The 19,054-nt window shown below is 47.7% G+C and carries 19 protein-coding genes; 6 read left to right on the top strand and 13 right to left on the bottom strand.

Annotated features, from left to right (window positions below):
- Positions 1 to 22: 22 nt before the first annotated feature.
- From ET33_RS14155 to ET33_RS14145, 3 genes are all read right to left on the bottom strand, one after another.
- Positions 23 to 691, bottom strand: a complete 669-nt coding sequence (locus ET33_RS14155; RefSeq protein WP_036682612.1) for a FusB/FusC family EF-G-binding protein — start codon at positions 689 to 691, stop codon at positions 23 to 25.
- Positions 692 to 956: 265 nt separating this feature from the next.
- Positions 957 to 1,883: an NAD(P)-dependent alcohol dehydrogenase gene (locus tag ET33_RS14150; RefSeq protein ID WP_036682210.1), complete on the bottom strand. Its 927-nt coding sequence runs from the start codon at positions 1,881 to 1,883 to the stop codon at positions 957 to 959.
- A gap of 98 nt (positions 1,884 to 1,981) precedes the next feature.
- Positions 1,982 to 4,636, bottom strand: coding sequence for a LuxR C-terminal-related transcriptional regulator (locus ET33_RS14145; RefSeq protein ID WP_036682610.1), 2,655 nt, complete (start codon positions 4,634 to 4,636; stop codon positions 1,982 to 1,984).
- Between the two features lie 197 nt (positions 4,637 to 4,833).
- On the opposite strand from ET33_RS14145, the gene ET33_RS14140 reads away from it, so the two are divergent.
- Positions 4,834 to 5,721 (top strand): fructose bisphosphate aldolase, encoded by an 888-nt coding sequence (locus ET33_RS14140; protein ID WP_036682208.1) that lies wholly within the window; start codon positions 4,834 to 4,836, stop codon positions 5,719 to 5,721.
- Between the two features lie 63 nt (positions 5,722 to 5,784).
- Here the strand turns inward: ET33_RS14140 and ET33_RS14135 are convergent, their stop codons facing one another.
- Positions 5,785 to 6,375: a DJ-1/PfpI family protein gene (locus tag ET33_RS14135; protein WP_036682207.1), complete on the bottom strand. Its 591-nt coding sequence runs from the start codon at positions 6,373 to 6,375 to the stop codon at positions 5,785 to 5,787.
- A 103-nt stretch (positions 6,376 to 6,478) separates the two neighbouring features.
- Between ET33_RS14135 and ET33_RS14130 the strand changes: the two genes are divergently transcribed.
- A complete protein-coding gene (locus ET33_RS14130) occupies positions 6,479 to 7,357 on the top strand; it encodes a LysR family transcriptional regulator (protein WP_235206712.1) in 879 nt (292 codons plus the stop codon).
- 175 nt (positions 7,358 to 7,532) lie between these two features.
- Here the strand turns inward: ET33_RS14130 and ET33_RS14125 are convergent, their stop codons facing one another.
- Positions 7,533 to 8,522, bottom strand: coding sequence for a translation factor GTPase family protein (locus tag ET33_RS14125; RefSeq protein WP_051775328.1), 990 nt, complete (start codon positions 8,520 to 8,522; stop codon positions 7,533 to 7,535).
- A gap of 36 nt (positions 8,523 to 8,558) precedes the next feature.
- Positions 8,559 to 9,470, bottom strand: a complete 912-nt coding sequence (locus tag ET33_RS14120; protein ID WP_036682202.1) for a LysR family transcriptional regulator — start codon at positions 9,468 to 9,470, stop codon at positions 8,559 to 8,561.
- A 180-nt stretch (positions 9,471 to 9,650) separates the two neighbouring features.
- On the opposite strand from ET33_RS14120, the gene ET33_RS14115 reads away from it, so the two are divergent.
- Positions 9,651 to 10,115, top strand: coding sequence for a DinB family protein (locus tag ET33_RS14115; protein ID WP_036682197.1), 465 nt, complete (start codon positions 9,651 to 9,653; stop codon positions 10,113 to 10,115).
- A 137-nt stretch (positions 10,116 to 10,252) separates the two neighbouring features.
- Here the strand turns inward: ET33_RS14115 and ET33_RS14110 are convergent, their stop codons facing one another.
- The 3 genes from ET33_RS14110 to ET33_RS14100 all read right to left on the bottom strand — a co-directional run bounded on the left by ET33_RS14110 (position 10,253) and on the right by ET33_RS14100 (position 13,562).
- Complete coding sequence (locus tag ET33_RS14110; protein ID WP_036682192.1) at positions 10,253 to 11,275, bottom strand: alpha/beta hydrolase; 1,023 nt, start codon at positions 11,273 to 11,275, stop codon at positions 10,253 to 10,255.
- A 133-nt stretch (positions 11,276 to 11,408) separates the two neighbouring features.
- On the bottom strand, positions 11,409 to 12,053 hold the full coding sequence (locus ET33_RS36400; protein ID WP_051775327.1) for a PadR family transcriptional regulator: 645 nt from the start codon (positions 12,051 to 12,053) through the stop codon (positions 11,409 to 11,411).
- A gap of 354 nt (positions 12,054 to 12,407) precedes the next feature.
- Positions 12,408 to 13,562 (bottom strand): MFS transporter, encoded by a 1,155-nt coding sequence (locus tag ET33_RS14100; RefSeq protein WP_036682187.1) that lies wholly within the window; start codon positions 13,560 to 13,562, stop codon positions 12,408 to 12,410.
- Between the two features lie 129 nt (positions 13,563 to 13,691).
- Here ET33_RS14100 and ET33_RS14095 point away from each other — a divergent pair, with 129 nt between their 5' ends.
- Positions 13,692 to 14,582, top strand: coding sequence for a LysR family transcriptional regulator (locus tag ET33_RS14095; protein ID WP_036682184.1), 891 nt, complete (start codon positions 13,692 to 13,694; stop codon positions 14,580 to 14,582).
- Positions 14,583 to 14,655: 73 nt separating this feature from the next.
- Here ET33_RS14095 and ET33_RS14090 read toward each other — a convergent pair whose 3' ends face one another.
- Together ET33_RS14090 and ET33_RS14085 are read right to left on the bottom strand one after the other, a co-directional pair.
- The gene (locus ET33_RS14090) at positions 14,656 to 15,354 is read right to left on the bottom strand and encodes a formylglycine-generating enzyme family protein (RefSeq protein WP_235206711.1); all 699 of its coding nucleotides are present in this window, start codon (positions 15,352 to 15,354) and stop codon (positions 14,656 to 14,658) included.
- Positions 15,355 to 15,359: 5 nt separating this feature from the next.
- Positions 15,360 to 16,013, bottom strand: coding sequence for a TetR/AcrR family transcriptional regulator (locus ET33_RS14085; RefSeq protein ID WP_036682178.1), 654 nt, complete (start codon positions 16,011 to 16,013; stop codon positions 15,360 to 15,362).
- Between the two features lie 188 nt (positions 16,014 to 16,201).
- On the opposite strand from ET33_RS14085, the gene ET33_RS14080 reads away from it, so the two are divergent.
- Positions 16,202 to 16,825 (top strand): flavin reductase family protein, encoded by a 624-nt coding sequence (locus ET33_RS14080; RefSeq protein ID WP_036682175.1) that lies wholly within the window; start codon positions 16,202 to 16,204, stop codon positions 16,823 to 16,825.
- A 239-nt stretch (positions 16,826 to 17,064) separates the two neighbouring features.
- Here the strand turns inward: ET33_RS14080 and ET33_RS14075 are convergent, their stop codons facing one another.
- Positions 17,065 to 17,505, bottom strand: a complete 441-nt coding sequence (locus ET33_RS14075; protein ID WP_036682172.1) for an Lrp/AsnC family transcriptional regulator — start codon at positions 17,503 to 17,505, stop codon at positions 17,065 to 17,067.
- Between the two features lie 148 nt (positions 17,506 to 17,653).
- Here ET33_RS14075 and ET33_RS14070 point away from each other — a divergent pair, with 148 nt between their 5' ends.
- Positions 17,654 to 18,631 (top strand): oxidoreductase, encoded by a 978-nt coding sequence (locus ET33_RS14070; RefSeq protein WP_036682169.1) that lies wholly within the window; start codon positions 17,654 to 17,656, stop codon positions 18,629 to 18,631.
- A gap of 42 nt (positions 18,632 to 18,673) precedes the next feature.
- On the opposite strand, the gene ET33_RS39230 is transcribed toward ET33_RS14070, so the two are convergent.
- Positions 18,674 to 19,030 carry a hypothetical protein gene (locus ET33_RS39230; RefSeq protein ID WP_152570634.1) on the bottom strand — a complete coding sequence of 119 codons (357 nt, stop codon included), beginning with the start codon at positions 19,028 to 19,030 and terminating at the stop codon, positions 18,674 to 18,676.
- Positions 19,031 to 19,054 lie beyond the last annotated feature (24 nt).

The following is a 19,054-nucleotide window of genomic DNA, read 5'->3' as shown; positions in this document are numbered from 1 at the left end:
AGAATGGATACGAGAACCTTAATTACGATTCATGGGTTCCCACCACCTCTCGTACGAACTTTTCAAGCGCGGTGACATCCGTGATGTGCTTGTTGCAGACCTCGCTGTCCACACACAAATAGTTGCCGATCGCCTTGTAATAATCAGGCGAAGCGTTCGCCGGCTTCGATTTGGTGACTGCCGAAAACAACGCAACTTCCGCATGCCGGTTGCACAAAAAGCATACGCTTTTATTCGCCGGGATAAATCTTCCTTCCATGCCGACGAGCTGCCCGTTCAGACGGTACACGATGAACAATTTATTTGTCGCGATGTCCACCCAGCCAAAATAAGTGACATAGCGGTAATCGATCGCGGTTAAATCGGGAAGCTTCAATTTTTTGTTTTTGGGGAACAGCTTGGCAAGCTGCTTTCCCGTCACTTCCGGAAATTCCGTCAAATAAGGCTCCAACGAATGCAAATAATGCTGGAATTCTCTCTCCGTACGCAAAGCGGAAACACTTTCCAACATCTGCTTTTGAAGGTCGGCGGCATCCGGGAAGGCTTCCATAATATTGAAGTGAGCGTTATATCTTACCGATTCCACCACTTTCGGATCGGTAACGGAATGGCAGGCCCGCTCCAGCAGATCGACCTGCTTTTTAATGAAGTTATATTGATGGTTTCTAATGAATGGTACTGGTTTGACCATGGCTCTCAGCCCCTTATTTTTGATGAATACAAAAATAGGTGCAAAGCCCATCAATTAGAAACGATCCAAGCCTTCTCGGGCGACAAGGTTAACGAAATCACCATCCGGCCCATGCAAAGTATCGCCCTAATGTTAGGCTTTGCATGAGCTGCTTCTTGTTCCGGCAAAATACTTTGCCATCTTTACCGCCTCCATTCATCCGCCATTATAAAAGAAATCGGCTTTAGCCGCAATTGCAAAATCAATTATAACGAATGTCGCCTCATCACAATTTACGATCATGCCCCACCGTGATGGCTACGCATCCCGTCTTATGCCCTTTTTCGACATACCTGTGAGCGTCGGACATTTGTTCGAACGAGTAGCGCCGATCTATGATCGGTTTTAGCGCCCCCTTCTCCATCAGCTCTTTGAGGAGCAATAAATCTTCCGTACGGACCTTCGCTATTCCCTGCCCTACGACAGAGACGTATTGCCCGTTCGGTGCCAGCGCTTGCTTGCACTTCGATCTCGAACGTTTCCCTACCGCATCGAAGACGATGTCGTAGAGCTCTCCTCTTTTCGCTAAATCCTCTTTCGTGTAATCGATGACCTTGTCGGCTCCGAGAGATTTCACCAGTTCCAAATTGGCTGTACTGCATACCCCGGTAACCTCAGCACCAAAATACTTGGCAAGCTGTACCGCAGCGGTTCCTACCGCTCCCGAAGCTCCATAGACAAGAACTTTTCGTGCGCTCTGAATATTTCCTTTTCTTAGAAAATGCAATGCCGTCGTTCCCCCAAAAGAAACGGCAGCCGCTTCCTCATAGGTCACATTGCCCGGGATTAAGGCCAGCAATCCATCTTCGCACAAGCAACTATATTCGGCATAAGCGCCAAAACGCATTCCCGTGAACGCAAAAACCTTTTCGCCCACCTTATATCGGGTTACATTTTTTCCCACCGCTTCAATTTCTCCGGCTAGCTCGACTCCGAGTATCGGTTTTCTAGGCTTTCGGAAACCCATCATGATACGCATAGGGATCCGATACAAGAAAGGACCGTTCAACCCCCGGACTCTGCAGTCCCCTGAATTTACGGTCGTCGCATGAATTTTTATCAGAACTTCATTTTCCTTGGGAGCCGGTTTTTCGACCTCTCTCAGCTCCAAAACATCCGCCGGTCCGTATTTGGTGTATACGATCGCTTTCATGGGGTTCCTCCAGACCACATTTTGCAATTAGTATACCTGGAGCGCAGTATGAATATATAGCTACTTAAGTATGGTTTTGGCCATGGCTGTGCGCCGACTTACAACAGCCCCAACTCGCGGGCACGCGCCACCGCTTCAGTACGCCGCTTTACCTGCAGCTTGTCGAAGATGTTCCGGTTATACCCTTTCACCGTGCTTAACGCAAGGAAAAGCTGCTCGCTAATCTCATGATTTGAGAGTCCTTGGGCGACGAGCTGCAAAATCTCCAACTCTCGCACGCTCAGAGGCTCGATTAGGGACTTGGCTGTCCGGACTTGGTACGGACCGGATTTGCTTCCGCCGTTCAATCCCTCCGCTTCAAATTCACCAAGCAGCTTACCCGCATACTCCGGCATCCTCTCATGAGTAACCGCTTCGCGCAGCAGCCTTCTCATCGGAATGCCTTCATCGACGAAGGTCCGAATACAACCGGTGGGCTGGGCTAATGTCAGAGCTTCCGCCAGTAGCTGCACGGCTTTGAGCTTTTCGCCGTGCTTATGGAGAGCGACGGCTTGCAGAATCGTGATTTTGAGCCGCTCATCCTCCCACCCCTTGGCTTCTGCCTGCTCTCGCAATGGCTCAAGCAGCGCCAGCGCTGCGGACACGTCGCCTTGTGCCAGATGAACCCGTGCCTGGCTAGCGGAAAGCTCGTGCTTTTGCGCCAGACGAGCCGCGGCCTCCACATGGCCTTGTTGAAGCAAAACAAGCACCTGTGCGGCAGCGATATGAGGCGTCTGCTTCACGAAATTTTGCCGGCGGGCGATATGATCGGCCTTCGCTAAACTAGCAGCCGCTTCGGTCACCTCTCCCCGTGCAAGCTTCAGCCGGGCGAGAACTACCTCGACTGCAACGACTCTGTCCGTATGCTGCAGCTGCTGCGCCAGTTGGACAGCTTGCTGCCCGTGGTGCATCGCGGTCTCCAGATCGTTCCATTCGTAAAAAATACGGGCCAAGCCCAGATGCGCTTCGCATGCAACCGGGAGAGGCGGATCGCCGGCCAATTGCAGAGCGTGCCAGTAGGTCTCAGCCGCGGTATACAGCTGATTGTCCGCTTCCTGGATGTACCCCAGACCGAGTGTAGCCATCATCGTGATCATCAAATGCCCGATCGTCCGGCTGATCGATAAAGCTTCGGTATAGGCTTGGCTTGCCGCCGCACGATCCCCCCGGAGCTGGTAAGCATAGCCCAGCGTCCACGTCGTGGCCGTACGGACAGGCAGGTTGTCCGGGTGCAAATATTCCAAGGCGCGCCGCGACTCAGCAATGATGGCGTCTTCCTGGTGCGTGTTGACAGCCAGCGTGGCACGTATAGCGGCGATATGCCCTATTAGATCCCGGGTCTTAGCGTCTTGCGCGGTACATTGAAGCCCTTTTTCCGCAGCTTGCAGCTTCTGTTCAACGCCAGCCGGTTGACCGGCCATCAGCAAGGCAGAGGCATGCATGACGCTCAACACGGGCCTCGCGTCCAACTCTTCCTTCGGCATCGAATCCAGCCAATTCAGGACAGGGGCTACCGCACCGCGGAAGAGCAAAGGCATCCCTTCCCCCTCGATCAGGCGTACGGCGCGTTCAACATCATGGGCGGCTGTCGCATGGCGAAAAGCTTCAAGCTCCAGGCCATGGTCTTCGTACCACTCGCTGGCACGCAGATGCAGTTCCGCTGCGCCCCGCTTGGACGAACCGACGGTGGTTTGGTACAACCGCTGCCGCAGCAAATCCGCAAAGAGATGGTGATAACGGTACCAACGCCTCTCATTGTCCAAGGGAACAATGAACAGGTTGGCGCGTTCGAGATATTGCAAGGTTTCTTGTCCGGAAAGAAACTCATCGGTTCCCCCACGGAGAACGGCATCGCACAGCGGGCCACACAACCTGTCAAGGATGGACGTGCGAAGCAAAAAAGCCTGAATGCTTGCGGATTGCTGCTGCAGCACTTCTTCAACCAAATAGTCCAGTACAAAATGATGGCTGCCGGTAAAGGATCGGATCAAGCTGTCAGCGTCTTTATGTCCCTGCATGGAAAGCGCGGCCAATTGCAGGCCGGCAATCCAGCCTTCCGTGCGGGATTCAAGCAGGGCGACCTCTTCCTCCGAAAGGCTGAGACCCATGACCCCGCCTAGAAATTCAGCCGCTTCGTGAGATGTAAACCGCAAGTCTGCGTTGCGGATTTCAGTCAATTGATCCCGCACGCGCAGACGGGCCAAGGGCAGATTGGGGTCCTCGCGGGTGGTGATGAGCAGATGCATCTGTGTCGGCATGCGTTCCAGCAGAAAGCCGAGGGCATCGTCAATCGGCTTGGAATCTATCATGTGGTAATCGTCAAGAACGAGAATGAAACGGTCCGGAATGGCGGTGATTTTATTGAGCAGCGCTGTCAAAATCGTTTCCATCGGCAGAGGGCCCGGGGCTTGGAGCATACCAACCATGCCCTCTCCACTGTGGATTCCGATCGTCTGCAAAGCAGCGAAGAGATAAGTCAGAAAGCGCGCCGGATTGCTATCCGCCTCTTCCAGTGACAGCCAAGCGGCACGTTCCGGGCAACCGGCGAGCCATTCGCTGACAAGCGTGGTTTTACCACACCCTGCCGAAGCGGAGATGAGGGTTAATTTGCGGTGCATCCCCTCGTGCAGACGCTCGATCAGGCGGGGACGAAGGACAGCTTTTGACCGGGGAGGAGGGATATACAGCTTGGTGGACACAATTGGGATAGACATCATTATCACCGTTTCTCCGAAGTCCATTGTGGCGGATACATTTTCCTAATTATGTTCGACAGTTTAACCGGATTTCCCTTTTGCACCCCTACCCAGCATCCCGGTGATCTTCATCAATGTATGTTTGCAACTAAAAGTGCTATAATAAAAGAATTCAAGATGTTATTCAGTTCCACAATAAGGGAGGAGAAGCATTCATGAATACAAAACAATTAGAGAGAATCCATACCGGAAAAGGCTTTATCGCGGCCTTGGACCAAAGCGGCGGCAGCACCCCTAAAGCGCTGGCCCAGTACGGCGTTCAAGAATCAAGCTACTCTAACGAAGAAGAGATGTATGCACTAGTACATGAGATGAGAACGCGCATTATTAAAAGTCCTGCGTTTGATTCCCAGTACATTTTGGGCGCGATCTTATTTGAGAACACGATGGACCGCTCTATTGACGGCCAATTGACAGCCGATTATCTTTGGGAGAAGAAAGGGATCGTGCCTTTTCTGAAAGTCGACAAAGGGCTTGCCGATCTGGAAGACGGGGTTCAGCTCATGAAACCCATGCCTGATTTAAACGACCTGCTGAAACGGGCGGTGGAACGAAACATTTTCGGGACAAAAATGCGCTCGCTGATTAAAGAAGCCAATCCGGCCGGAATCAAAAAAGTCGTTGAGCAGCAGTTTGCCATCGGGAAACAAATCGTGGAGATGGGACTCGTTCCGATCATCGAGCCAGAAGTGGATATTTACAGCACGGATAAAGCAGCATCGGAAAAACTGTTGAAGGACGAAATTTCCGCTCAATTATCCGCCCTCGACAAAGATGCAAAGATCATGCTTAAACTTTCCATACCGACGGAAAACAATTTCTACAGCGATCTGATGAAGGACCCGCACGTCGTACGAATTGTCGCTTTGTCAGGCGGCTATTCGCAAGCGGAAGCCAACGAAAAGCTGGCACAAAATCACGGATTGATCGCGAGCTTCTCGCGTGCTTTATCGCAGGACCTCACCGCCGGGCAATCCGACGAGGAATTCAACGCACTGCTGTCCAAAACCATTCAAGATATTTACGAAGCCTCCATTAAATAAAAATATCACGACCCCGAACTTTAACTAAGCTCGGGGTCTTTTCTTGTGTCGTGCGGTCTGAGTTTATACGAGGAATCCCATGAGCCTTTTGACGTTGTTGGCATTTTCCGTAGAAGTAAGAGATTCAAGAAGGTCGAAGGCTACAGCGAATGCGGTCGACGGGTTAAAAGAAGTAATGATATTCCCGTCTCTTACAACAGGCTGGTCCGGAATCACGTGGGCTCCCATCGCTTCCAACTGCAGCTGCCGCTTGCGGTTGTTCAGATTGTAGGTCGTCGCCTGTCTTCCTTGCAGAATGCCACTTTGGCCAAGCGGTAAAGCCCCGACACAAATCGAGGCAATGATCTTCCCCTGCCTGTCGAATTCACGTATAAATTCAAGGACATCGGGGCGATAAGCATCCTCATAAAATCCGGCCTCTTCAAAACCGCCAGGCAGCGCCAATGCATCGAATTCTTGGACGGTCACCTCTGAAATTACCTTTTCGGGAATGACTGTAAAATTCCAGGTACATTTTAATTCATTTCGAGTTCCGACGGTAACGAGCTGCGTTGATCCATCCCCCTCATCCTTGTTCCATCCGATCACATCTGTAAACACGCTTGCTTCCACGGCTTCAAAGCCATTCGGTAAAAGTAAACATACTTTTTTCATATCGTTCATCTCCTTTTGTAAGAATCATATGATACAATTACTTATTAGTAAAATTGAAATAACTAATCTTTATATTTAGAATTTCTGATAACAATACACATCTATGGGGGGGATAAAAATCGACATTCGTCAATTTCAATCCTTTAAAGCCGTTGTGGAATTGAATAGCTTCACAAAAGCAGCTCACGCTCTTCAGTACTCACAGGCCACGATTACTTCTCATATTCAGCAAATCGAGCATGAAATCGGGGTCCCCTTGTTTGATCGATTAGGAAAACAAATTAAACTCACCATGGTTGGACAGGAACTGTACCATTATGTAGTAGAATTGCTATCCGCATATTCAAAAATAAAACATATTTCTTCCGATGACTCTACGGTCAAAGGCCAGCTCCGCATTGGCGCATCAGGAACCCTAACCGCATACAAACTAGGGCCCGTGCTATCAAAGTATAAAAAGAATTACCCTGAGGTTACAATCTCTCTTATCAACGATCATTGTTCCGCCTTACGACAGAGACTCCACTCCGGAGAGCTAGACATTGCGATCACCTTAGAACCGTGGGTATGCGATCCGCAGCTCATAACCGAAATTTACTTGGAGGAACCGTTAGTCTTTGTAGGAGAAAGTAATCATTCCATAAAGACTATCGAAGAATCCAATGGCGAGTGTATCATTTTTAGCGAGAAAAATTGTGCGTTAAGGCGATTTTTTGAGGAGTACTTAATTCAGAAAGGTATAGATACGTGTAATTACTTGGAATTTAACAGCATGGAGGCCATGAAGGAGTGTGTTGTAAGCGGGTTAGGGATTAGCTTAATGCCTTCCATCAGTGTGGAAGCGCTGCTGCGCGACAAAAAAATGAAAGTTATAGAGTCCGCTTGTGAAACTCTAATGTTTTACGCACAAATTATGTATCATAAAAACAAATGGTTGTCTAAAGCTCACCGGAAGTTCATTGAGATGGTTAAGAGCGGATAAAGCTTTTCCGGTCCATTTAATCCCTCTGTGCATATCCCAAGTATTGATCAAGCCAAAATGCCTTCCGAAGAACCCCTCGGAAGGCAAAATATCTGGTGAACACCAAGTCGCCGCGATCCGGCACATACGGATTCGTTACCACGACTCCATGATCTTTCTCCGTCGATCGCATGTACTACTCCCAAAACGATTCGATAAAGTTGTTTAAATGATATTCCTCTTCTTCCTTTCCCCATTTACTCCAGTAAAATAAATCTTCATAATTAGCATCTCGAAAACTTGATTCATGGATTATAGTTTCTTTCATATTTTCCGGAACTGCATCGTAATATCCAAATACCGCAGAACAGTTCCCTTTTCCTCCGATTTTAAAACTCAATGTTTCAGTAAATTTCGTTAATTCCCTTAACGGAACATCTGCAGTCCAGATCGACATTCCGTCTTTCGATTCAATTTCTTCTTTTCTTCCCCACATCGAGGGTATTTCTTTTATAACATCAGGTAAATTGCATTCTGCAGCTTCAACCGTTAATTTCATTATGGGTTCTAAAATCACGGGGTATGCTTGTTTCATCCCATTCTTTAATGCCAATGATCCTGCAATCCTGTAAGACATTTGACATGAATCATATTCATGAAATGACCCGTTATATAGCGTTACTTTCACATCCACAACCGGAAAATTACCTAATACCCCACAAGTCATAGCCCGCTGAATGCCTTCGTGAACAGACGGAATATACTCGCTTGGTATTACATTTTCGCCAACAATGTTATTTACAAATTCATTACCGGTATCACGCAATTTGGGTTCAAGTTCAATCCAACAGTGACCGTATCTGCATAAACTTGATGACTGCCTTACAAATCTGCCTTCAGATCTCACGGTTTTCCTTATGGTTTCCTTGTATAATGCCTGTGGCTTTAGAACATCGATATCTAAATGAAACTCGCTTGATAAACGGTCAACAATGCTATGGAGATGTTGTTCCCCGTTACCTGCAACGATCGTTTGCTTACTGGTTTCATTTAAATAAACCATAAAATTGGAATCTTCTTCTGCACACCTTTTTAATGCCAGCAACATTCTTTTTAGGTCATTCATTGTTTTTGGTTTATTAATTGTAATGATCATATACGGCTCAAAAAAGTTGATTGGGCGCATATACATCACCTCCACATCCGGATTCTAAAATTAGCTTCACCCTAACGAGCGGCTAGTGCGATCCACTACATTTTGAATAAAAGATTGCAGTACTTCCATGAACAATCTTGCCGCCTGCCCCAAAAATTTGTCCTTACGATAAATGATACAGATGTCTTGACTCGGGGTAGGATGCAGCAGTTTAATGGCTGTAATGTTTTCACGATTCAGAGAATCTAATAGCATTCGGGGTAAAATGCAGGCCCCAATCCCCTGCTCCACCAGCAACAGCAGCGAAGATAACGTCGAGGTCACGATGGAATTGTCCAGCACTACGCCTTTCTCCTGACAATGATAATGAATTAACTTCGTAATCTGGTGTTCAGGACCGAACATGACCAGCTTCAATTGCTGGATTTGTTCGAACGGGATCGCCTTCGACTTCGCCAGAGGGTGATCCGATCGGATGGCCAAAGCAAATTCCTCGTGAAAAAGCGGTTCGATGACAATACGTTCGTCGGGATTTTCAGGTACCGTTGTTACACCAAGATCCCGCGTGCCTGCGACAACCTCTTTATACACTTCCGTCGATTCCGTCACGGTAAGCGAAAGCTTGGGGTAGGACCGATGGAAATCGACCAACAAAGCGTCAAACAGCAAATCCCCATCGCCGGGAAGTATCCCGATATCCAGCTTGCCGCCTTCCATCTTTTTCAGATCCGAGATCGCCCTTTGAACATAATCCATCCGTTCAAAGATAAGCTGACTTTGCTCCAAAAGGATTTGGCCTGCTTCGGTTAACGCGATTCGTTTGCCGATGCGGTCGAATAGAGGAAGCCCCAGCTCGTTTTCCAAAAACTTAATCTGCTGGCTGAGATTCGACTGTGTGGTGCAGAGAGTTTCGGCTGCTTTGGAGAAATGCATCTCCTTACATATAGCAGCAAAGTATTGAAGCTGTCTGAGTTCCATTCTTCCGCAACTCCTTTGTAAAAATCATCGTTTGAGCATCAAAAACATCGTCCAGACCGGTCATTAGTTAAAGTGATCATTTTCATCGGAATTACGTGATTGTTGCGCCATGTATGAGAAGCTACACTTGGATTATGAAAGCGAACCACATTAACCATACATTGAGGAGGCACTTAAATCATGACTCAATCGATTATTCACACAAGTCAAGTTCTGCGTCAAGTCGTCATCGGGCAGGTTCAAGGAATTTCGGAGGCGCAATTCGACGTTCAACCGGCAGGCTTCAATAATACCATCCGCTGGAATGTCGGTCACATAATCTATTGGCTGGATAAGTACTCTACCCTTAGCTTCGGCTCACCGTCCGCTATTCCTGGACATTACGAGACGCTGTTTGGCTCGGGAACCAAGCCTTCGGATTGGAACATGACACCTCCATCTAAGGATGAGCTGATCCAAGGGTTAACGGCGCAGCTTTCCCGCTTCACGGAGCTGACGCCTGAAATGCTGGATAATGCGCTTGAAGCACCGTTTGTGATGGGGCCGTTCCAATTCAACACCGCCGGGGAATTATTCAACTTCGCGCTGATTCACGAAGCCATTCACCTTGGCACGATAACAAGCCAGCTTAAAACGATCCAATGAAACTTGGCAGCTCCGATCTTCGTCCATAAAAAAAAGCAGCCCTTATCGGGCTGCGTGGCCCCGGGCTTCATCAAGCTCGGGGCCATTTCATCATCGATACTCTATCGCGTTTCTCCCCTGCTTCATCGCTGCCAGCGTTATTGACGACTTACAGCTTGTAATATCCAGGGTCCAATTAATTTCGCCGCATTATTCAGGATGGTTAAATGTTTCTCGCCGGGCACAATCTCGGTGAATGATTCATGGCTCACCTGCGTCGCCAGACCGGCGAATGCCACAACTTTCTGCGGATTCATAATTTCATCCTCGGCCCCTACCCACAGACCGAATGGCCTGTCAATTCCGGCAACTTCCTGCGACGGCCGCGTAGGGTTGAGCGCAAGCGCCATATTGACACTGTTGTACTGGACAAGCCCTATACCCGAATTCATCTGTTCTTCCGAATAATTATACCGGACTCCTGCTGCGTGTCCTTTCAGCAATCCGCCAGTAAGCTCGTGGGCAACGAAAGCTTTGACACACACCGTAGCGAAATTGCCGTTGCCTTCATTCATTGTGTACGATTTCGGACCAAAATCCGGTGCTACGAACAAATAGCCATTTACGAATTCGTGATGCGGGGAATTAATATAATTGACCACTAGTCCGGCTCCGGCAGAATGACCGCCTAAAAATACAGGCACGGAAGGAAACTGACGATGCGCGGCACTTATCATGCTTGTTATATCATCGTACACTTGTTCTACACTTGGCGCATCTCCTCGATCTCCGGCAGACAATCCATGGCCTCTAATATCCGGCAGGTACGTTGCGATTCCATAATTTTGACTTAACTGTTCCCCTATCGGTTGGTAGCCTGCCCCGCTGTTAGCGCCTGAGCCGTGATAAAATATGACAATTGCTTTCGGATTGGCGGGAACGTAACTTCGGTAAGCCAATCGAATATGATCGTTCGACTCCACATATTGAACATGATCGGTTGCCAGCCGATTCCCGGTGCCCGCATCGGCAGGGCCAACACCTTCCGACGATACGTCAGAAACCACGTTGTCAGAAAATCGGCAGGATGAAAGCGGAGTTGCGGCATAAGTTACAATACTCGTGAAGACAATCATCAGAATACCAAGGACAATCAGCAATAGTCTCTTGATGGTTTTCATATCATCCTTCTCCTGCCTTATCCGCGATGAATGCGGTCGAAATCATCTCTTAACGAAACCAGGCTTTCGCTTCCGAGTTGTTTAATATCCATATAACAATGATCGGGAGGTTAACATAGCTGCGGCGTAGGGGCTACTCCTTTTTCATTTGCTTTTGTTGGAGGGTCGAGGAGAGCAGCGCCGCTTCAGCTTGATTGCACCAGTGCAATACCATTTCTGCGAACTCTACTCCGTAGCGCTTTAGCATCGACGGACCTTGAAGAGACGAATCGTCCCCCGGACGATCCCACGAACTGCCTGGCTGGACTTCTTGAATTGCACCCAAGAACCATTCGAAGCTGGTCCGTCGCTCCCTTATCAGATGCATTAGCAGCTCCGGTCCCTCCTGACTGGCAAATAAAAATTTAACAAGATTCTCGTCCCGAATTTGTATCGGAGCGGACGGGGCAGAAAGCCAGTTGCGCAAAGCTTCCCGGCCCATGTCCGTAAGCTGCCACCGCTGACGCGACCTCGGTCCTTCGATGCCGTTCGGCGCTTCAATGAGTTGTAACGCCTCAAGCACCTTCAATTGGGGATATAACTGTCCGTCACTAATTCCCCAAAAAAAACCAACCGATCGTTTCGCCGCCTCGCGAATTTCATAGCCGCTTCGGGGCTGCAAAGAAACAAAGCCTAGAATAGTCCAAGCCGTCGGGGTAAGTTCCAAATGGTCCCCAGCAGGCCGTGCCGGATTCGAATTCATTTCCTTGCTGTCATCATCCTTGATATGCAATGCCAATCACCAGCCTTTTGCAACAATAATATCTCTCCCAGAGATATTATTGCACTCTTCGGCATCCGTTGTCAAACCTAAACAACCGTTATCATAATGTGTTCCATCTGCGGGAAGATCATACGTGTGCTGGGGTTTCTAAGCCGGGGTCGAAAAGCCCATGCTCATGCACCGATGCAAAAGCTTCTGCCGGACATCGAATGCCAGACCGTGTGTACACATCTGAGCGCACCAGGATGCAGGGAAGAGCAAAGGCATTACCATGAGCCTGTCCCGTAAGGGTTCGCCCGCTGATAATGCCTCCAGTGAATCGTTTCATTCCAAGCTAGCAGTTTGAAGCATTCTATTTAGTCAACCAAGTTAGTAGCTTTCTTGACCTTCAGTCTTACGCCTTGTAATGAGCAGCTGTACTCCGATCATTGCCACAGTAATAACAAGCATGGAGAGAAGCGCAGCATTAAAGCTTCCACTATAATCATAAATTGCTCCAATTAACAATGGCCCCATCGCACCTATAATATAACCTCCACACTGAGACATCGCCGACCACGCCCCAGCTTCCTCTGATGTATTCGTCTCAACAATCGGCAGCATAAGTGCCAATGGAAACAATCCTCCTGCGCCCAATCCTAGACATATGACAGCCGGCAGCATGGGCAGATGGAGCAATAACATAACAATTCCTATAAGCTCGGACACACTGCAGAGGATTAGGAAAAATCTTCGTTTGCCGAATCGGGCTACAAGACCGGGAACCGTTAATGATACGGGAATTTGAATAATGGTAAAGATGGTAAGGAGCATAGCCGAGCTTGCCGGGCTGTACCCAAAGCTATGTGCAATTGGCGAAATCCATGCCGTAACCGAATAAAACATACTTGCCATGAGTCCAAAAAATAACGTTAAAAGCATCGCTCTTTTATTGTGGATGGGCAGCTTGGAACGTACCAAACTTTTTTGGCCGGCTCGGTTTCGAAGAAAAACCGACCAAACGAGTAATGCAATAACGCCTAAAATTGCCCAGCATGACAAGGTCAACGTTAAGCTGTGATGGCTTCGATTGTAAATAGGAATAGAATATGCGGAAGCAATTGCCGCCCCTATGGTCATCGATGCGGAATATATACTTATAATACTTGGCTTCGTAGGGAAATACTTTTTAATAAATCCGGACAGCAGAGGACCCGCCAAGCTGATCCCGATCCCGCCGATCAAGGCGCTAACAACCAATATAAAGACTGAGCTAACGATCCCCCGCAAAGCGGTTGCCCCCGTAATTAGGATTAATGCAAAAAAAATGGTGCGCTCCAGACCCCATCGATCACGTAATGCTGTTGCCGCAGGAGCAAAAATCCCCATGCATAATACAGGAAATGTCGTGAGCAGACTTGCTGTTAGCCCGCTCATTCCGAGATCACCTTGCAGGGTACCCAGCAAAGGGGCGACAGATGTAATAATCGGTCTTAGGTTTAAAGCTGCAACAAAAATAGCTAGCAGTAAATAAAGCTTTTTCATCTGTATAGCCTCCTTCATTCTTATCTGTGTAACACACATTTAAGTATATGGATTTAAATTTCATTGATCAATCCTATAATCTATATTATTATGATAGTAAAATACTATCATTTAAGCAGGAGTCGTTGCATGGACACTCGAAATATACAGTACTTTATGGCCGTATTCGACCATCTTCATTTTACGAAAGCCGCCGAGGAGCTTGGAATCTCACAGCCAACATTAAGTCAGCAAATTCGCATACTTGAAGCGGAGTTTGGCACACCGCTTTTTGACCGCATCGGTAAAAAGGTGGTTGCGACCGAAGCCGGCAAACTCCTGCGGCAATATGGAACGAAGATGCTGCAAGCAGAGCTGGATGCCAAAAACGCCATTAAAGAACTTCTGTCCGGAGAGCGAGGTACGGTTCAGCTAGCCGTATTGCCCTCCGATTTGGATTTTCAGCTCGTTCCGCTGTTCGTCCAATTTAAGTCGAAGTATCCCGGCATCCAGCTGCAAGCTTTCTCCACTATATACATACAAGAAGAAGTGCTGAACCATAAAGTCGATATCGGGATTGGATTACAAGGTCCGGCGGATAAAAGATTAATTCAAATTCCGCTCGGATGTGAGCCCTATCATTTGATCGTGCATTCGGCAAGTGAGCTCGCCAACAGGAAGGAGATCACGCTGCAAGAACTGCAGCATCATTCATTAGTGATGTATCCCAAAGGCTATTTGGGTCGCGATTTGGTTGATGAGGCGTGTAGAAATGAAGGATTTGAATTAACTACCGTTATGGAGACCAGTTCAGCCATTTCGCTGCTGCAATTAGTGTCTGCTGGCGTAGGCGCTGCGATACAGCCTAAAGGATTGCTTAGACAAAACCCGGAACGACCGGATCTCGTAGCTATACCGATTGCAGGACCAACACCTGTACGTCATCTGGAGCTAATGTACTGTGCCGATCGATTTATTAGCAGCTCTCAACAGCAACTAACGAATTGGCTGATCGACTTCTTTAAGAAAGAAACCGATTAGCGACAAAAAATAAAGCAGGACAACGCTCTTACAGGGCATAAGAACGTTATCCTGCTCTTGCTTTTCCGCCGCCTTATAGGGACCTGGCAAGACGAAAGCCGAGATCGTCGATTCGAAACGTAGGGTGACTGCGGCGGCGGCACGTTGCCCCACAGCCTCTAGCCTCTTCCGCCCAACTGCCGCCGCGGAAAATTCGATAGGAACCGTATACTTTCTCATCGTATACATCCCAGCACCACTCCCAAACGTTTCCTAACATATCATGGAGTCCCCACGCATTCGACCGCTTTTGACCTACCTCATGTACCGTGCCCCCAGAGTTTTCATCATACCAGGCGATTTCATCAAGCTCACCGTACCGGTAACCGCCCGTCCCTGCTTTACACGCATACTGCCATTCCGCTTCCGTAGGAAGACGATAACCAACCGCCTCCGGGTTCCAGACGACACTTTCACCATCATCGCTTATCGAGTAACATTCCTGTAGACCCGAGTGCCGGGATAGCAAATTACAAAATAAAATCGCATCGTTCCACGAGACATCCACAACCGGAGCCTGCGGTTCGTCATGAGGTCCGACTGTCTTATGCACGATTGAGGAGTATAACGCCTTCGTAACAGGAACCGGTGCAAGCAAAAAAGAATTCACCTGTGCCGTCCATGCCGTTTTTATCCGATCGTCCCTTAATTCAACTTCACCTGCTGGAATTTTCACCATTGGATACTCCACATAACTACGCCGTTCGTTTAACACCTGCCTGCCTCCGTTCATGTTCATCATCCGCCGATAAACTTTTTCACGTAATCTTCGCAAATGTACCGGTTATCTTCACCATTGGCTGGCGGAATATTCGCTACTCTAAAAAAGCTTAGACCTATTACCATCGCTAACAGCCCATAGGCGGCGCTTTGGGAATCTTCTACAGACATTTGTCCCTTCGTGTTGCCGTAATCAAAAATCTTGGCTATGCCATGAAGATCAGCCAAATAGCTCTTGGATACGACTTCCTGCAAGTTGCGATCCAGTACGGCTTTTGAGAAAAACTGCAGAAAGAGCCTTGCTTGATCTTCGTACGGGATAAACATCTTTTCAATTCCATCCAGCTGCGAAACGTTAATCCTCTTCTCCGTGTCATTACCGTATGGCGGCAGAATATGTTTCAACGTAACGTCAATCATTTCGCCGGCTGTCATCGTGCTTTCAATCTCGGATTCTATCTTAAGACTGTAATAGGCCAAGAACGACTTGAAGGCCTCGATCGTCAGATGATCCTTATTTTTATAATAATAAGCGACAACTCCCTTGGAGCATCCGGCATATTCGGCCACCTTATCCAGCGTCATGCCATCCATCCCGTGAAGGCTGATACAGGTTAACGTAGCGTTTATGACGTCGGCTCGGCGCTTGGGTTCCATTCCTAATTTGGGCATGAATTCACCTTATTCTTTTTTATACTGACCAGACAGAATAAATAAAGTGTACCTAAGGAAGGATCATATTGTCAATCACAATTCCAAAGCTTTTGACATCTTGCTGTCTTACTCCATATCCATATCTCCCCTAATAAACTTGTGATATATTCATGAAAAATCGATCACTAAGGAGATGTGGATTGGTTATGCATAAGGTAATCGAACCCAAAATTCTTTATTTCGGCACCTCTGTCGTGCTTATAAGTACGATCAACGAAGACGGCACGCCCAATTTAGCTCCCATGTCCTCCGCCTGGTGGCTCAATCAATCGTGTATGCTCGGTTTAAGCAGCAAGTCTCAGACCGTTCAGAATTTGATCCGTGAACGCGAGTGTGTACTTAATCTCCCGTCCATCGACTTGATTCCCGCGATTGATCGGCTGACCTTGTTAACGGGTCGAAATCCGGTGCCCGAATCCAAAGTAATGAGGGGCTATAAACATAAAGCGGATAAGTTCGGTATTGCAGAGCTAACCCCGCTTCCGGCACAACTTGTTCAACCACCGCGCGTCAAAGAATGCCCCGTCCATCTGGAAGCCAAGCTGGTGAAACTACATCCGTTCGAAGAACCAAGTTCCCTTGTCGCTATTGAAGTCCGCATCGAAAAAATTCATATCGAAGAAGATCTTCTAATGGATGCAAACTCAAACTATATCGATCCTTCGAAATGGAGTCCGATGATTATGAATTTCTGCGAATATTTCGGACTTAGCGAGCAACTGTCTGCTTCAAAACTAGCGCCGGTCTTCGGACCGGGTTCTGTAAAATAAATACCGAAAAAGAGGCTGCAATTACAAAAACCTTCAACCCACGCTACAAGTGGAATGAAGGTTCTTTTGTAGTCTCCCGAATCTACATCAGGCCGTCGGTAAAACCGAATGGGTTGACCTCTTTAAATAGCTATATGGAGCCTAAGGGAATCGCCCCCCCTGACCTCATCATTACCAGCATTGCGCTCTCCCACGTTGGTTAGTTTCACTACCTAAATTATGAACAGCTTTCAACTACCTTATTCCGCCTCATGGCTTGGAACAAGACTTTTATCCTCGAATGCCGTCGAGAGAACAATTAAGGTCGTTGAAAATCCCAAAGGGCTGCACTTATCAAGAAAGCTACCCAACGATTCCGTTGTCTCGGTTAACACCTTCATTAAAAAGTTATACTCTCCGCTGATTCTGTAAAGGTCAACAATCTCAGGGCACGCTTCGCTGAAAGCAACGAAATCCTTACAATTACTCGTTCTAAACAAAACAAATGCTGTTGTATGCTTGCCCAGTTTTTGCGGAGAAAGCTGCGCTCGATAAGCGGTAATAATTCCTTGCTCCTCTAGCTTCCGAAGTCTTTCCGTTACAGCCGGTTGCGACATCGCAATCGTTCTGCTCATCTCGGACATAGGGATCCGGGCATTTTCGTGCATCAAAGATAAAATTTTCAAATCAATTTGATCCATAAGCAAAACCACCTCATTATTAAAGGTATTTTAATTAAAATAACGAAATATTTTAGTTATTTTATATATTATACCTCAATAATACTATGTAATTTATAGGTTATCCATAATAAAATATCAATTAATAAATCGCAAAGGAGAATACAATATGACCTTAACCGTAAATGATTCCCTATCTATAGGCAACTTAAACTTAAAAAACCGGCTCATCATGGCGCCGTTGCAACAGTACATGGGTACTCCCGACGCGTTTGCCGTTGACCACCACATTGAACACTACGGCCGAAGGGCAAGACATGTAGGGCTCGTCATCTTGGAATCCACCGCAGTCTCCGCAAACGGAAGACTATGGAAAAACGATATCGGGATTTTTACGGATCAGCACGTGAAACCTTTGATGAAAATAACGGCTACCATCCACGCGCATCAAACTCCCGTGTTCATCCAGTTGTCGCATGGCGGCAGGAAATCTTCGCCCGACGTTACGAATTCATTAGTCGCTCCCAGCGCGATTGCATTCGACGATTATTATGGCATTCCGGAGCCGCTATCTCTTGCGGGTATTGAACGTATCATTGAGGAATATCGTCTTGCGGCAAAACGGAGTATAGAAGCAGGGTTTGACGGAATTGAGATTCATGCGGCGCATGGCTTCTTGATTCACCAATTTTTATCGCCATTGTCCAACACGCGGTCGGATGCTTACGGAGGCAGCTCCGAAAACAGGGCAAGGTTCTTGAAAGAGGTTCTCATGGCGATCAGAGAAGAAGTCGGCAGCGACTATCCGGTGATCGTCCGGATTTCCGCCACAGACTATTGCGAAGGAGGGCTAACCCCTGAAGAGTGGGCGAGAATGCTTAAGCCGCTTGAATCTGAATTGGATGCGATCCATGTCTCTTCAGGCGGGCTTCTCCCCATACAACCTAGTGACGTATATACCGCTTATCAACTGCCTCATGCGGCTGCCATTAAACAACATTTTAAGATTCCCGTCATAGCCGTCGGCAAAATTTATACCCGCAGTCTCGCCAATCGTATATTAGAGGATCAATTAGCGGATGGTATCGCCATCGGCCGCCCTCTCTTAGAGGACCCGGATTATGCGGAACGTTTATTGATCAGTTGACGATTGGACGTTCTTGAGCCGAATAATGGCGAACGTCCGTAATCAAGAGGGATGATCGCTCCTCTGGGCTTTGCCCAAATAAAGTAGAGGAACCACTCTCATGGCTCCCCCCTTATCGAACCGCACGTGCCCTACTAAGGCATACAGCTCACCAACGTGATTCACCTTGAAATCAATATGTCGGACGAGGGCAGGAGTATAATACTCTTGTCCTCTTTCCTTTTCTTTACACAACTTCTGGGCATGTTTTGCTTTCTGCCTGTTTCTCTCCAAGGTCTCACAGTCGATTTCGCCGGCCCCTTTGTTTTCCTTTACCTGCAACCACGCTTCATGAAGTATTCGTTCAAACAGAATTTGCCCATAAATACTGTGCCATTTTAGCTTCAATACCTGATTCAAGTCTATCGCCCACGTTTCATCATA

Source organism: Paenibacillus tyrphae (assembly GCF_000722545.1).
Classification (GTDB): Bacteria; Bacillota; Bacilli; order Paenibacillales; family NBRC-103111; genus Paenibacillus_G; species Paenibacillus_G tyrfis.
Note: the sequence above shows the minus strand (reverse complement) of the source record. Positions and strands in the feature narration are given on the sequence as shown.